Consider the following 14,443-nt stretch of genomic DNA (forward strand, 5'->3'; position numbering starts at 1 on the left):
CTTATTAATATTTATAAATTTTAAGAAAAGAACCTCTTAAAGTTGATGTTACTTTTTGTTATTTATGTAAAGCTCATCTAAACAATATATTTACTTAAGTTACTGTTAAACAATTATTTTTATAAATTTAATTTTGTAAAATTTGATCATTATTTGTACAAATGTAGGCAATCTCTCACAATTATGTAAGCCAAAGCTTACAACTCAACTGATTGTTTTTCTTATAATTAATTTCAGTACATATAAGCACTCTTTACTATTAAATAGAAAGCTGAATATTAATAAAGAGATCTGGAGAAAATGATAAAGTCATCTTTATTAATATAAAAACTCTTAATAATAGAAAAAGAATCTCAAAAATTAATATGTACTATCTTTCCTCTGGAAACAGAGGAAAGATACTTTTTTAATCATCAGATAGGGTATAGAAAATGTTTATTGCAAAAAATATATTTGTATATTTACTATCAATGTTAGCTTTATGCTTACTGATTATTTTCTTTAATTACATAGGAATGAACGAGACGATTAATCTTCTTCTCTCTTCTGCACTGTTTGGAATATTTATTACTTGGTATTTTAAAGGTAGTGGACTCTGTCTCGCCCTATTTAGCTTTTTTTATTGGGCTATGTTTGTCATTAGTCAAAGCTTAGAAGTGATATGGATGCTCGCAAGTTCAGTTATTGTATATTTAGTCATGACTAAAATATTACCTAAACTCAAGACCATCCATATTGGCGTGATAGCCAAATAGCTAAAACGGTTTCACCCCACGATTCACCATACCCACTTTCTTAACTGTGTTAATTTTAGTTTGTTCGGCAATGACTAATTCATTGATGAAAGCTTTTAAGTTTTGCTCATCAAGACGAATAGGATTAAAAGTACTTTCTCCCATTTTTAGAAAGAAAGATTCGATATTTGTATTACGTTGTACATATTTCATTGACCATCGTTGAAACGAGTTTTGTTCAATGGAATATGTACACAACCATTTAACATTGTGGTGTCTTTCATCATTTGTAATTTTTTCAAATAATCGCTCAACCACCTCTCGCTCACCTTCCAAGCATTGAAAGAAAGCATTATCGGCATAATAGAGCACCCCACAGATCTGATTCAAATCATTGAAATCTCGTGCTTCTGTCAAAATATCACGTAAATCTTGCAACAAGTCTTCATTTTTTTCGTTCCGTTGACTGGCATAACACAGGCGAACGTTCATTAGCAATTCCGTGAAATATAAAATTTCTTTATTTAAAGATTTTTTAATCTACCATATCTCTATTACTAATAATTTATATTTCACACATATTCTAAAGTTTATATTAAAAATATGTTTGATTATTAACTATAAGAGCTTAATAACTAATGATTTATATTCACAAGAAAATAAAAAGCCCTCCTATTGAGGGCTTCTAATGCTCTAAAAGAACAATAAATTGCTTTAAAAGCTAAAATAAAAAAAGCACTAAAAAGTGCTTTTTTTACTTGCTGTTATATTATTGTGGAATAATATTTACAGCATTTGGGCCTTTTTGCCCTTGAGTAACGGTAAATGTTACGCGTTGACCTTCATGCAAAGTTTTGAAACCAGAACCTGCGATTTCTTTGAAGTGAGCGAACACATCTGGACCGTTGTCTTGTTGAATGAAACCAAAACCTTTAGTTTCGTTAAACCACTTTACTGTACCACTTACTGTATTAGACATGATATATCCTACTGATTTCTAATATTTTAGAATCATTAAATAATGACCCTATCATAACTTTGAAAAAAGAATAACAAATTGAGCTTAATATCTTAAAAAACGAAGGATTATGACTAAAACTACGATACTTAAAAGAAGATTTACTAACAAGTCTTTTTTCTAGTTAACAGCATCATACATGAAATAAAATTGTATTCAAGGCTTTTATATAAATAATTTCCAAAACTTAAGTTAAATAAATATAAAACAATAGCTTAATAAAAAGATTAAGAAATTCAGTATATTGCTTAATTAAAAAACAATCTATGATGTGATAAAAACATTGAAAAGCAACAGTTATAAAAATGTCTATTTAGAAAATTGCTTGAGCACGAATGAAAAGTTATTTTTAAAAATATAGATAATAAAAAAACTCCTGATTAGGAGCCTTATTTTATGGCAGAGGATCAAGGACTCGAACCTTGACGAACGGTTTTGGAGACCGTCATGCTACCATTACACCAATCCTCTATATTCATGATTAAACACTCAAGATTTAATCACAAAAAAAGCAAGATCATAATCTTGCTTTTTTAATGGTGGGGGCGAAGAGACTCGAACTCTTACACCTTGCGGCGCTGGAACCTAAATCCAGTGCGTCTACCAATTTCGCCACGCCCCCATCTGGGACATTTATTTAAAATAAATGTGGCAGAGGATCAAGGACTCGAACCTTGACGAACGGTTTTGGAGACCGTCATGCTACCATTACACCAATCCTCTTCCAAGATCTAGATGACTTAACATCTACATCAAACTTTAAGTTATTAACTTAAAGTGGTGGGGGCGAAGAGACTCGAACTCTTACACCTTGCGGCGCTGGAACCTAAATCCAGTGCGTCTACCAATTTCGCCACGCCCCCGATGGCTGTGTATATTAGCGATAAGATCTGACAGTGACAAGTGTTTTTTTTCTAAAAAAAACTAACCGTGTAAATTGTATACAGATACTAGATCAATGATTTTTATCAATTTGAATCTGTTTTAAGCAATTTATTGCTTCATCAGCATTTGAAAACCGATTTTGCTGCTGTTTTTGTAATAAACCTACAAGTAAGGGTAAAAAAATCAAAAACTGCGTGGGTAATTGAATGGTTAAATTTTGACAGTGTAAGACTGCCCAATCACGATAACTACTTGCTTCTAAGCGAGTTTGAGTCAACCATTCATATAAAATGATGCCAAAAGCATATAAATCACTTTGTATTCCCTTATGCTCTCCTCGAAATAGCTCAGGAGCCATATAACGAGGTGTTGCATCCATGACTGTATCGCAACTTGAGATTGGTCTCGTTTTCTCAAAATCAATTAAATAAGGCTTTTGCTGAAACTTTCTAAAATGCTCTGCCTTAACGTCTCCATGAATCCAGCCAAGTTCATGAAGTTCTGCAAGCTTATTTATTGCGAACCAAATCTTACGGTATACATCAGTTAAATCACTTTCATGAACCAATGAACTGAACCACACTTCACTATCAGGTAAAATTAAAACCTTACCCAAAGAATGGCCTAGCTGAGGGATTAAACTGACCTCAATTAATTTATGAGGTAAAAGCCATGCAGGTTTTTTAAAGTGAATTTCTTCGTAAAATAATTGCTCATGCATGAAATCTTGCTCACTTTGAGCATGGGTTTCAGGCAAATGATATTTTAACCAGTAATTTTCGGTATCTATGGTACATGTCCATAAACACCGCCCTAACGCTGCACTTGTTGGCTTTGTTACACATGTTAAGTTTTCTATATGCGAAGCAAAATCATGCCTCAGCATAGTAAGACTCAGGCTGTTGTTTCTTTTCTTCAAAGCGCAAAACTTCTAAACAATGCTGAATTGTCTTACCAATACGAGCATGGGTTTCAATTGAAGAAATTTTTGGCCAAGTTGCACGTTCCCCTTCTCTTTGCAAACGCTTAAACAGATGCGGACGCGGGTTTTGCAAAGTGTAGGTATAGTGACTTAGGCTATATTTAGCAATGATATTTACATCACCATAATAACGCTGTCCCATTACGCCATATCCATGATCTAACAATCTTCTAACTGGAGATATAGAACCAAGTCGTTGACGCGTAAAGTCCATAATGCCCATTGATAGTACTTTACCTTGGCGTCTTAAAATTCTTTCAGGCCAACTTAAAACGTCTTTACGGAAGCGATCCGCATCATTTTGCATAAATGGAACAATATGTGGGTTAACCTGACTCGCAATCGTGTAGTTTAAATTATAAAGCCGCGCCATTCTTTCTTGCGGGAAATCGCTTCTTACACTTCCATCCACCCACTTTGTATTTGCCATATAAGGTGTATGTTCACCGTCATAACGTTTACTGGTTAAACGTACCGGTGGGAATAAAATTGGCACGGCACATGAAGCCAATACAGCACTCCAAACCAAAACATTCGGCGTCATAATGGCATTCATAATTCTTGGGTTTTCTGTTGCATCATATGGCGCTACTGCCACATTAATGTTTAAACCAGATTTTTTGAAAGCCTCTTCAAACGTAAGATCACCTAAATTCTCAATGAGGAATTTTTTCAAATATTGAACATCGGCAATTCCACCATTGCCTTTAATAAGTTCACGGAATTTCCTAAAATGAAAAGCATCACTAAAAAATTGCTCACCATTTAATAAGTTTTGGATATCTTCACTAGCAGAGGTTCCAAGCATACCTGTCATAATTGCCCCTGCACTTGAGCCAGAGAGCACTTTAGGCATTAAGTCTTGTTCAATTAAAGCCTTACATACTCCCGTATGAAAAAGTCCTAAAGTCGCCCCACCCGAAAACATAAGTGCAGGTTGTCCATACGCCTTTTCACAGTTTTCAAAAAATTCTATTTTTTCTTTTCTTTGAAACGTAATGCATTCACTTGAAGCGATATAAGCCAAGCTTTGGCTAACTTCTTCAATATAGTCTTCAATTAACTTTTTTGTACCGACATGTGTTGCGGCAAAAAGCATTGGATGACCAATATTTGCAATATCGTAAGTTAGACCCTCTTTAAGTAAATAGATGAGGTCTAATGTGCGATGTTGCTGACGATATCTTTTGAGCAAAGTGTATCGATAAGAAATGAGTTCGGCATCAAAGTAAGGTGAACTATTATCAAACTTCCACTCTTGCACACCTGTTTCTTCATCTAGTTTTAATGCAAAAGACTTCCATTCTTCATAAGATTCAGCCATGTCTAATTGACGTTGTAATTTTTTGATACGGTAAGCCTGATGTGGATTCATATCACTTCGTATTTTTTCAAACATATTTCGTCCTCATCTTCACAGATGATTTTACTGAATAGACATCACAACACTATGCTCGGTCTGAACATTTCAATCAATTGCAAAACCGATAAAGTGTATAGGCAATAAGTTTTTTGTCAGCCTGTTAATTTCGGTGTTAGTATCCTATCAAACACTGTTTAACATGATTGACTTACCATGGCTACCATTGATTTACCGGACAATTTAGTTCAAACATTATCACTTGTATTAAATCAGTTACAGCAAGTCTTGCCTGAGCCTCGACAAGAAACAGATTTTACTGCACCTGCTTTTAGATGGGAAAATCAGCAACTTAATGCCATCTATAAGCCAAAAAATATTTATCTTGATGACTTAAAAGGCATTGAGCGTCAAAAAGAAAAAATTATTCAAAATACTTTGCAATTCTTAAATGGCCTACCAGCAAATGATGTGCTGTTAACCGGCTCACGTGGTACAGGAAAATCATCTATTGTTCGTGCTTTACTCACTGAGTATGCCCCTCAGGGATTACGTTTAATTGAAATTGAACGTGATGATTTATCAGACTTACCTAAAATTCAAAAACTCATTCAAAATCGTCCTGAAAAATATATCGTCTATTGTGATGACTTGGCTTTTAACGCGGAAGATGAAAATTACCGTAGTCTAAAAAGTGTATTAGATGGTTCATTACAGTCAGGTTCAAGTAATTTTATTATTTATGCAACCAGTAACCGTCGCCACCTGTTACCAGAATTCATGCATGAAAATACACCTGTAACTAAGGTCGATGTTCCCCAATATACTGAACTACATCCACAAGAAGCGATTGAGGAAAAGATCTCTTTGTCGGATCGGTTTGGTCTATGGCTATCTTTTTATCCAATGGATCAAAACCTATATTTAGAAATCGTTGAGCATTATCTTGATAAAGCAAACATGCCTTTCAATGATGAAGTTCGTGCAGAAAGTCTACGTTGGTGTCAGATGCGGGGTCAGCGCTCTGGTCGAGCGGCTTATCAGTTTTCTAAGCATTGGATTGGTTTAAACGCATTAAAAGATTTGTCTAACAATTAAATAAAATGTCCCGCAAAGCCTTAGCTTTGGCCTATAAACCGCTTAGCTTTGGCAGTTGTTTTTCATAACCTAAAACAAAGATAGCCCTTCTTTAGGTTTATATATGAAAAAACAATTGCCAAAAATTTCTACAGCCAGTAAAGCGCTTGGTAAAAGTTTATTACTTGCACAAGGCGTTTTAGACCAAGCAAAAAAATATTCAACTCTTCCTTTTACTCAAGCTCATACCATCCATCCACGAGTTGACGAAAAATATTATAGTTGGACACATTACGGTATCTTTTTCCCGCTTTTACCAGAGCCGCATCGTTACTTAAATATTATGATTTTAATCGGTACACCAGGTGCACTTGCTTTTGACCATGATGACATCATTACTGGAAATCCTAGAAAAACAGCTACATTCTTTTCAAGCACAGCTGCTCTGGAACAAGCTTTACTAAAGGCCTATGTCATTCACGAAGATACAAAAATTAATAAAGATGGGAGCTTAATAGAACTAGGTCAAGAAATTTCAATTCAAGGTAAATTCCCTCAAATTCACATTAATGGTCATTATGATGGATTTGATTTCGACTTTGATATCGATATTACTTCACATGTTTCATGGTTTATAAAAACACCAATCTATGATCATTTTAGCTTATTGGCAAAGTTTAAAGGTTTTCTAAGCTATCAAGCAGAACGCATTGAAAGCCAAGGACTCTGCACTTACGAATACGCTCGAGCAGTTGGTCCTCACTCCATCACAAACAAACTTATTCCTGATGTATATAAACTGCCACTTGATTTTTTCACTTATCAAATCATCAATTTAAATGAAACCACTCAACTTCTTCTTACCAAAGCCGATATTGCAGGACAAACAGCTGCATATACCCTACATATTCGACATCTGGACCAGCCAGCTGAAATTTATACAGATGTAAGCTTTGATATTATTTCGCATCAAGTTGATGACTTTGTTTCACCTAGTGGGCAAAAAATGCGACTTCCAAAATATTTTTCTTGGATCGCTAGAAATGAGGCAAAGCAAATTATCTTAAACATTCAGGCAGAAATTGACTGCCCATTCCGCTATGGTCATGGGCGAGGTTATGCGAGTAGCTATATATTTACAGGTCATTATTTTGGTAATGAAGTACAAGGCCGCGGTTATATCGAATACATTGATATCGAAAACCAACAGGCCTTTGACGATGAATAATTTTACTCAGGAATAGTGAGTTCAGTCATTGGCCATCTTGGTGTGGTCGTTACCGCTAACCCATCATGCTGACCTGCTTTTAAACGCTGATAACCAGCAAAAGCTATCATTGCCCCATTATCAGTACATAAAGCAGGCTCAGCATAATAAACTTGCGCTTTAATTTTCGCCAAAGAAGTTTCTAATTGCTCGCGTAGTCTTAAATTTGCGCTAACTCCACCTGCAATCACTAAACGTTTAAGTCCAGTTTGCTTTAAAGCTTTCACTGATTTTTTTACCAAGGTATCTACAATTGCTTCTTGGAATGAAGCAGCAATATCAGCGTCACGATTTTCGCCATTCAATTTTTTCAATTGAACAGAAACAGCTGTTTTTAAGCCACTAAAAGAAAAATCCAAGCCTTGATGAAGCATAGGTCTTGGAAACTCAAATGCTAATGGATCACCAGATAATGCAAGTTTTGCAATATTTGGCCCACCTGGATATGGCAAGCTCATCATTTTTGCAACTTTATCAAAAGCTTCGCCCGCAGCATCATCAATAGACTCACCCAATAGTTCATATTGACCAATAGCGTGGGCTGCCATCAATTGTGTATGCCCACCTGAAACTAACAATGCTACAAACGGAAATTCAGGTGGTTGACTTGAAAGTAATGGGGCCAGCATATGACCTTCCATATGATGAACACCAATTGCAGGCTTATTTAAAGAAAAAGCTAAAGTTCTGCCAAACAGTGCACCTGTCATTAATGCTCCCATTAAGCCGGGACCACGCGTGTAAGCAACCGCATCAATCTCTTGTTTTATTACACCACTTTGTTCAAGCAATTGATTCATTAAAGGAATTAATTTACGAACATGGTCACGAGAAGCAAGTTCAGGTACTACGCCACCATATTCAGCATGAAGTTTAATCTGGCTATAAAGAACCTGTCCCCGTAAGCCGAGTTCGCTATCATAAAGTGCCAACCCTGTTTCATCACAAGAAGTTTCCAAGCCTAAAACAATCATCAAAACTGCCTTTTATATGAGTCAAAATATTGCAATCGCTATTATAGACTTGTGATATGAGTTGTAAATGAGTAAAATACTGACCTTCACTTGTGATCCGGCGCAATGGTGTGCCTGATCTTATCCATAATCTAGAGGATTTTACATGCCACAAGTTAAGTTGAAAGAAGGCGAACCAGTTGACGTAGCTATCCGTCGTTTCAAACGTTCATGCGAAAAAGCTGGTGTTTTAGCTGACGTTCGTAAACGCGAATTCTACGAAAAACCAACTCAAGAACGTAAGCGCAAAAAAGCTGCAGCAGTTAAACGCTACCAAAAGAAATTGGCTCGCGAATCTGTACGTACTACTCGCCTTTACTAATTAATTTGTGATTGACTGCTGAATTATGACTACTTTAAAAAACCAAATTACTGATGCATTAAAAACTTCTATGCGTGCCAAAGATATGGCAACAGTGACGGTTTTGCGTAGTCTACAAGCGGCAATTAAGCAAATCGAAGTCGATGAGCGCAAAGAGCTTGACGACGCTCAGGTTCTTGCGGTCATTGAAAAGCAAATTAAACAACGTAAAGAATCGATCAAAGCCTTTGAAGGTGCTGGTCGTAATGATTTAGCTAGTAAAGAACAAGCCGAAGCTGAGATTATCTCTCAGTTTCTACCAGAAGCTATGACTGAGGAAGAGCTTGATTCTATCATTGAGCAAACGATTGCTGCTCAAGAAGCAACTAGCATGAAAGATATGGGTAAGGTGATGAATTCTCTACGTCCGATCATAGCCGGGCGTGCCGATCCTGCTCAAGTTTCAGCAAAAATTAAAGCTAAATTAGCTTAATTCCCTCTCTTCTTATATACCTTTAAATTAAACTTTCTCGTAAGTTTAAATATATTTATGCCTGTGAAAATTCCTAAGTCATCCTAGACCTTAAATTTTCATTCGTCGCTCATCTTGCATTTGTTTCAAACGACTGTCTATTCTTGCCGACATTCCTTGATTATCTTTTGCCAATCGCTGAGCATGCAACATTGATTTAATTGCATTTTCCTCACTACCTGACCAATATTCTGCTTCAGCTCGATAGCGTAAAACATTAACCGCTCTTAAAGGTCCATTCTTATCCAAATTAGCGGCTTGCTGTAAAAATTGCCAGCCTTGTATATCTCTTGGATTCTTATTAATAAATCTTTGAACTAAGGTTTGAACTTGCGCAAACTTACCTTGTCGTAGCAGCACCTCAGCTAACTTATAACTAAAAGCTTTATTTTCAGGCATCGTCATCTGCATAGAAGCAATTGTTGTATAAGCTTGATCTAATTTATTTTGGCCAAGATAAATATCTGTCTGCAATAATGCCACTAGAGGCTTTCCACTAGATTTCGCTTGATCTAAAGTAGACTGGGCTTGAGCATAATCACCTTGTCTTGTGTAAAATGCTGCTAAAGCAATCAGACCAGCAATATTCTTTTGAGAGGCCAAACTTTGTAGTTGGTTTTCAGTTGCCTGATTTGCAACCACCATGGTGTACCATTTTAGAATCTCAAAATCAGCATCATATATACGGTTTTTAACTCTCGGCATCTGGTTTGCACGCAGCCGCGCTTCGCTCATACGCTCAGTCGTCAATGGATGAGTCAACCAGAAATCTGGTAAAAAACTCACTCGACTTGTAGCCCTATGCATTGTTTCAAAGTAATCAGCCATACTTTGAGGGTTATAACCCGCCGCATACATATATTGCATACCAATACGGTCTGCTTCACGCTCTTGATTTCGACTATATGTTAATTGCTTATCCATGAGTGCAGCTTGGGTTCCAAGCATCACTGCTGCACCCGCATCGCCACCACCCTGCGCAGCTATAGCCACCCCCGCTAAAAGTCCTGCTAGACTTAGCAATGTTTGACCTTTAAAAGCTTCTTCAGAGCGACTAAAATGTCTTTGCGATACATGCGCAATTTCGTGAGCCATAACCCCAGCAATTTCATCAATATTTCGTGCTGAGGCAATAAGCCCTGTATTGAGCGCAAATAAGCCACCTGGAACAGCAAAAGCATTAATTTGTGGATCTTTAATCACGACTAGACCAATCGGCTGCCCAAGCTGAGTTTCACTTAAAATACTCGAAAATACCTGAAAAAATTGATCTTCTAGCCAGACGTCTTGAATAACGGGCATTTGTTTGTGAACTTCACGAAAAACTTTTTCGCCAATAAATTTTTCTTTTTGTTGATCAAGTAAACCAATCCCACTTCCAATATTTGGAATTTCTACTTGATTTGCAGAAGGCTGAGGGTCGAAAGGCTGCGCGTACGAAGCATTTGTTATAAAAGCCGTACTTAAAATAATTGGCAAAAATCTCAAATGTTTTTCTCTAGTAAAATTAAACCATCAAAAAAAGTCTACTGATATAAAACATAAAAAATTATGTTCAATCAATAGACTTTTAATATATCACTCGAGATCGCTTAGTTTTGCAATGAAGTGTTATTAATCATTTATGCAAAGTTTGGGTTTACCAAATATCTAGGAGTTTTATCCTCCAAAGCTTCAACTAGATTTTTATAAGCAAGATTTGCCATTTTTTTACGAGTCTCTGCAGTCGCAGATCCTACGTGAGGCAAAGTAACAACATTTGACAGTTTAAAAAGCTCTGAATCTTGTAAAGGTTCTTTCTCGTATACATCCAGACCAGCTCCAAAGATTTCCCCGCTTTGTAAGGCCTCAATCAAAGCTTGCTCATCAACTACTGAACCACGCGCAATATTTATAAAAATAGCGTGCTTTTGCATAAGCTCAAATTGAGCTTTCCCCATCAAAGCTTTCGATTCATTATTTAAATCAACTGCGGTTACCACAAAATCAGACTGTTGCAATAACTCATCTAAACCAAGATATTGTGCTTTTAAAGGCTCTGCCAATTCAGGTTTTTCACGGCGGTTATGGTAAACAATATTCATGTTAAATCCATAAAAACCACGGCGTGCAATTGCAGCACCAATATTACCAAGCCCAATAATTCCTAGCGTCTTTCCAAAAACATCTAAACCAAACTGCTGAGGCCCAACAGTTCTTTTCCATTCACCTTGTTTCGTCCAATGATCAAGAAAAGGAACTTTTCTAGCAGCGCTTAGTAATAATGTAAAAGCAAGATCAGCCGTTGTTTCAGTTAAAACATGAGGGGTATTTGATAACCAGATTTTTCTTTGGTTTAGATAAGCCACATCATAATTGTCATAGCCAACTGTTACAGATGAAATAATTTTGAGTTTTTGAGCAGGCGCAAGATTACTTTCATTAAGAAGTCGACCAGCACCAATCATCCCATCAGCATCTACAACGTGTTGGCGAATTTGCTCATTAATATCACCCAGTTTTGGATTAAGAACCACAACATGATAATCCTGTTGTAATCGAGACAAAATTTCTTCATCAATTTGGCTAAAAACTACAACTTTTTTCATGTAAATCCCTACTACTCGTTGTTATCTTGCATTAATTGCCATAACCTTTTTTTAAGGAGTGGTTTCTCCAACATCTCTTTTAAACTCGCCAAATGAATAATATTGGCATGTTGAATATAAGAACATTCCCCAAGGCACAAGATTTTCTTGTCTGCTGCGACAGCATCTAAAAATCCTTGAATATATGAACCTGCACCACGTTGATCTTGATAGTTAGCTAAAGGGAACGGCCATTTTAGTTCAGCATATTGCCCTATTTTTGCTTTTTGAATGTTATTCCAAAGCTGCTTTTCTTCTTCACTTAAATTGGTAACATCTAAAAAAATAACGCATTTTTCAAGCGCAAAAGCCTGTAACTCAAATGAAGCAATCGTAACCACTGGAGCTTGTACTTCAGTACGAGGCGACACAACAGGCGGAACTTCTACTGGAAGTGGTACCGCAATTTCAGGTTCAACTTTTGGAACTTCGTTGACTTGTGGTTTTGTCGGTTGCTCAACAACTGGATTGTTCTTAGAAGGCAATATAATTGGTTCACCTTCTGGCGCAGCTTGATCTCGCCAGAGACTTTGAGCATTATTTTTTTGGCACACCTGTGTCTTAGGAATCCATACATCAATCCCCAAAGTTGCCAATATATTTCTTTGCTGCCCAATCATCTGTAAATCAATACCTCTACTCTATCTACATTCTAACGGGCTTGAGTTTTTTTTTCAGTGTTTTATTTCATTCAGATGTTTTTATAATCGTATATGTCTTTTAAATAATCATCACACTATTTCTCTTTTGCATTTGATCCACAATTTCTTCTGTCTCAAAGCCAAAACGCCAATAAAGCAATTCAAGCACATCGAGTTCATCTTGCGTGATAATACGGTCGCTCCACAAACACATTTCTGCAATAGCTAGAATACTTAGACGGTCACGTAATAATAAACCAGCAATATCATTTAAAATTTCAGCCAGATCTAATGGCTCATCTGAAATTTCATCATAGATATACATTTCATCAGGATTGAGCAGCGAACGTAAAATACGCTCACGTACTTCTAATTGATTTGGGCTATTAATTTGTTGAACATGAAGTAAAGCATCAATCAAACGAACAATTTGAGGTTTCACTTCTTCAAATGCAGTTGGCAAATGTAATGGCATCAAGTTCAACTCATGTTTAACCCGCTCCAATAGTAGTGCATCTAACAACCCAATCTCACCATCTTCTTGGATAATGAGGGCCAACTTAGTAAGAAATTGCCGCGCAATACTTGCGGGTATATGTCCAATATTTTTACAAGCATCATGAAATATTTGAATATGAATACGTCCATCCAAATTCAATAATGCATCAATAATGGCATGACTCACAGGTGCATCTTTTGGAATGAATTCCCGATATTGGCGAATCATCAAAATAGCAACCATCACTTCACGTGAACCAGTCGCAGTTTGTAGTGCTCGCTGAATTAATTCAGGACGCTTTTTATTTCGACGTACATCACTACTCAGGGGCTTAATGGCATCATTTAATGCAAAACTAATTGGTGACAACCTTAATAAAGGTAAAGGCTGTGGAGATGACCACGGAATATAAATTTCTTTCTCAGATTCTTCTAAGAAATGAAATAAGCTAAACAACGGACGGTTGCGAAGTTTCTTTAAATTTTCTAATTGTAAATCTTGTAGCAAAGTAGGATTTAACTCATAAATACGTTCACGAATACTCGGGTGAATATTCATCCAACTTTGTGGACTCAGTGAGTTAGCAAAACACATATGTGCGATTGATTCGGAATAAGCACTATGAATTTGCGAACCAGAGTGGTGAACATAAATACGCAACAAAGTTTGGGTATTCGCATTATTTTTTAATAGTCGTACTGTTTTTTGGTCATTACGAAATGTGCGCCCACTCAAAGTCAAATATTTAATAAAGCGAGTAATCAGTACACCTAGGCTTCCAGCCAACCAAATGACTCCACCGACCGCAACAAAAACAGTTTCAAATTTATGTTTATAACCCGGGCTATAGCGCTTAAAACCTTGCTTGGCTAATTTACTGCCCCACTGACTAAAAGTTGTTAAGCCGCTATATAGAATCTTTAATTTAGTATTCTCAACAGCCTCACCCGATAAAATCTGATTAAATTCATGGCCCAATAAACCATATAACTCAAGCTTATCCAGATTCTGTAAAGCACCCCATGTCAGAATAATTACAATATCTTTGGGATGAAAACCTGCCGTAAGTGCATTTACACCAACTTCATCAGGTAATACATATACGGTTGGAACTTTTAGTGAAAAATTTTGGGCTAAGTGTTCTGTAATTTTTAATGCCGCGAGTTCTTCGGGAGTACTCTCCTCTTTCACCAAACGACGTGCTTTAAGTTGTTTTGCTAAAGAGTGCCCACCTTTACGCAGAATATAAAGTTCGGTAACTACCGACCAAACCATAATAAAAAGTAATAGCGCAACGAAGTAAGGACTTAAGGTGTGCCACCAAATTGGCTGGCTATAATCAAAAAAATGAACGAGTAAACCTAAAATTAAATTTAAGATAAAAATAGTAAGCAGCACAGCAACCAAACACATAGTGATGGACCATGCCATATTTTTATTTTCGATGAGATAGTGGCTTACTTCTTTCAATGTAAATATTCCCAATTACATTGTTAGGTTTCATCAT

14 protein-coding genes and 4 tRNA genes are annotated in these 14,443 nt (G+C 36.4%); 5 read left to right on the forward strand and 13 right to left on the reverse strand.

The window, feature by feature from the left end; all coding sequences use genetic code 11:
- The first annotated feature begins 431 nt into the window (after window positions 1-431).
- Window positions 432-755 (forward strand): hypothetical protein, encoded by a 324-nt coding sequence (locus tag J663_RS19290; protein ID WP_005073518.1) that lies wholly within the window; start codon window positions 432-434, stop codon window positions 753-755.
- Here the strand turns inward: J663_RS19290 and J663_RS02360 are convergent, their stop codons facing one another.
- The 8 genes from J663_RS02360 to J663_RS02395 all read right to left on the reverse strand — a co-directional run bounded on the left by J663_RS02360 (window position 756) and on the right by J663_RS02395 (window position 5,018).
- Window positions 756-1,226 (reverse strand): AnBLUF65 family BLUF photoreceptors, encoded by a 471-nt coding sequence (locus tag J663_RS02360; RefSeq protein WP_005073517.1) that lies wholly within the window; start codon window positions 1,224-1,226, stop codon window positions 756-758.
- Window positions 1,227-1,503: 277 nt separating this feature from the next.
- Window positions 1,504-1,713, reverse strand: coding sequence for a cold-shock protein (locus J663_RS02365; protein WP_002115279.1), 210 nt, complete (start codon window positions 1,711-1,713; stop codon window positions 1,504-1,506).
- A 436-nt stretch (window positions 1,714-2,149) separates the two neighbouring features.
- Window positions 2,150-2,223, reverse strand: a tRNA-Trp gene (locus J663_RS02370).
- A gap of 66 nt (window positions 2,224-2,289) precedes the next feature.
- Window positions 2,290-2,374, reverse strand: a tRNA-Leu gene (locus J663_RS02375).
- 27 nt (window positions 2,375-2,401) lie between these two features.
- Window positions 2,402-2,475 (reverse strand) — tRNA-Trp (locus J663_RS02380).
- A gap of 55 nt (window positions 2,476-2,530) precedes the next feature.
- Window positions 2,531-2,615 (reverse strand) — tRNA-Leu (locus tag J663_RS02385).
- Between the two features lie 92 nt (window positions 2,616-2,707).
- On the reverse strand, window positions 2,708-3,523 hold the full coding sequence (locus tag J663_RS02390) for a protein kinase domain-containing protein (protein WP_033847572.1): 816 nt from the start codon (window positions 3,521-3,523) through the stop codon (window positions 2,708-2,710).
- Window positions 3,510-5,018: a DUF3336 domain-containing protein gene (locus tag J663_RS02395; RefSeq protein WP_005073515.1), complete on the reverse strand. Its 1,509-nt coding sequence runs from the start codon at window positions 5,016-5,018 to the stop codon at window positions 3,510-3,512. The genes J663_RS02390 and J663_RS02395 overlap by 14 nt, the downstream gene beginning before the upstream one ends.
- 177 nt (window positions 5,019-5,195) lie before the next feature.
- On the opposite strand from J663_RS02395, the gene J663_RS02400 reads away from it, so the two are divergent.
- Window positions 5,196-6,077 carry an ATP-binding protein gene (locus J663_RS02400; protein ID WP_002115248.1) on the forward strand — a complete coding sequence of 294 codons (882 nt, stop codon included), beginning with the start codon at window positions 5,196-5,198 and terminating at the stop codon, window positions 6,075-6,077.
- Window positions 6,078-6,180: 103 nt separating this feature from the next.
- Entirely contained in the window at window positions 6,181-7,284 is a 1,104-nt protein-coding gene (locus J663_RS02405; protein WP_033847574.1) for a DUF6670 family protein, read from the forward strand.
- Window positions 7,285-7,286: 2 nt separating this feature from the next.
- Here J663_RS02405 and tsaD read toward each other — a convergent pair whose 3' ends face one another.
- Window positions 7,287-8,297 (reverse strand): tRNA (adenosine(37)-N6)-threonylcarbamoyltransferase complex transferase subunit TsaD, encoded by a 1,011-nt coding sequence (gene tsaD, locus J663_RS02410; protein WP_033847577.1) that lies wholly within the window; start codon window positions 8,295-8,297, stop codon window positions 7,287-7,289.
- A 145-nt stretch (window positions 8,298-8,442) separates the two neighbouring features.
- Between tsaD and rpsU the strand changes: the two genes are divergently transcribed.
- Both rpsU and J663_RS02420 read left to right on the forward strand, forming a co-directional pair.
- Entirely contained in the window at window positions 8,443-8,658 is a 216-nt protein-coding gene (rpsU, locus tag J663_RS02415; protein WP_001136722.1) for a 30S ribosomal protein S21, read from the forward strand.
- A 25-nt stretch (window positions 8,659-8,683) separates the two neighbouring features.
- Window positions 8,684-9,130: a GatB/YqeY domain-containing protein gene (locus J663_RS02420; protein ID WP_002115302.1), complete on the forward strand. Its 447-nt coding sequence runs from the start codon at window positions 8,684-8,686 to the stop codon at window positions 9,128-9,130.
- Window positions 9,131-9,220: 90 nt separating this feature from the next.
- Here the strand turns inward: J663_RS02420 and J663_RS02425 are convergent, their stop codons facing one another.
- From J663_RS02425 to J663_RS02440, 4 genes are all read right to left on the reverse strand, one after another.
- Window positions 9,221-10,648 (reverse strand): M48 family metalloprotease, encoded by a 1,428-nt coding sequence (locus J663_RS02425; protein ID WP_081404563.1) that lies wholly within the window; start codon window positions 10,646-10,648, stop codon window positions 9,221-9,223.
- Window positions 10,649-10,791: 143 nt separating this feature from the next.
- A complete protein-coding gene (locus J663_RS02430; protein ID WP_033847581.1) occupies window positions 10,792-11,757 on the reverse strand; it encodes a 2-hydroxyacid dehydrogenase in 966 nt (321 codons plus the stop codon).
- A gap of 11 nt (window positions 11,758-11,768) precedes the next feature.
- Window positions 11,769-12,416, reverse strand: a complete 648-nt coding sequence (locus J663_RS02435) for a hypothetical protein (protein WP_017480785.1) — start codon at window positions 12,414-12,416, stop codon at window positions 11,769-11,771.
- A gap of 100 nt (window positions 12,417-12,516) precedes the next feature.
- On the reverse strand, window positions 12,517-14,406 hold the full coding sequence (locus J663_RS02440) for a M48 family metalloprotease (protein ID WP_005068334.1): 1,890 nt from the start codon (window positions 14,404-14,406) through the stop codon (window positions 12,517-12,519).
- Window positions 14,407-14,443 lie beyond the last annotated feature (37 nt).

It is taken from the genome of Acinetobacter sp. 826659 (assembly GCF_000588515.1).
Taxonomy (GTDB): domain Bacteria; phylum Pseudomonadota; class Gammaproteobacteria; order Pseudomonadales; family Moraxellaceae; genus Acinetobacter; species Acinetobacter pittii.

Excerpts from the sequence above, each read along its gene's own strand:
- J663_RS19290 (WP_005073518.1), top strand. The coding sequence starts at position 432 with ATGTTTATTGCAAAAAATATATTTGTATATTTACTATCAATGTTAGCT.
- J663_RS02360 (WP_005073517.1), bottom strand. The coding sequence starts at position 1,226 with ATGAACGTTCGCCTGTGTTATGCCAGTCAACGGAACGAAAAAAATGAA.
- J663_RS02365 (WP_002115279.1), bottom strand. The coding sequence starts at position 1,713 with ATGTCTAATACAGTAAGTGGTACAGTAAAGTGGTTTAACGAAACTAAA.
- J663_RS02390 (WP_033847572.1), bottom strand. The coding sequence starts at position 3,523 with ATGCTGAGGCATGATTTTGCTTCGCATATAGAAAACTTAACATGTGTA.
- J663_RS02395 (WP_005073515.1), bottom strand. The coding sequence starts at position 5,018 with ATGTTTGAAAAAATACGAAGTGATATGAATCCACATCAGGCTTACCGT.
- J663_RS02400 (WP_002115248.1), top strand. The coding sequence starts at position 5,196 with ATGGCTACCATTGATTTACCGGACAATTTAGTTCAAACATTATCACTT.
- J663_RS02405 (WP_033847574.1), top strand. The coding sequence starts at position 6,181 with ATGAAAAAACAATTGCCAAAAATTTCTACAGCCAGTAAAGCGCTTGGT.
- tsaD (WP_033847577.1), bottom strand. The coding sequence starts at position 8,297 with ATGATTGTTTTAGGCTTGGAAACTTCTTGTGATGAAACAGGGTTGGCA.
- rpsU (WP_001136722.1), top strand. The coding sequence starts at position 8,443 with ATGCCACAAGTTAAGTTGAAAGAAGGCGAACCAGTTGACGTAGCTATC.
- J663_RS02420 (WP_002115302.1), top strand. The coding sequence starts at position 8,684 with ATGACTACTTTAAAAAACCAAATTACTGATGCATTAAAAACTTCTATG.
- J663_RS02430 (WP_033847581.1), bottom strand. The coding sequence starts at position 11,757 with ATGAAAAAAGTTGTAGTTTTTAGCCAAATTGATGAAGAAATTTTGTCT.
- J663_RS02435 (WP_017480785.1), bottom strand. The coding sequence starts at position 12,416 with ATGATTGGGCAGCAAAGAAATATATTGGCAACTTTGGGGATTGATGTA.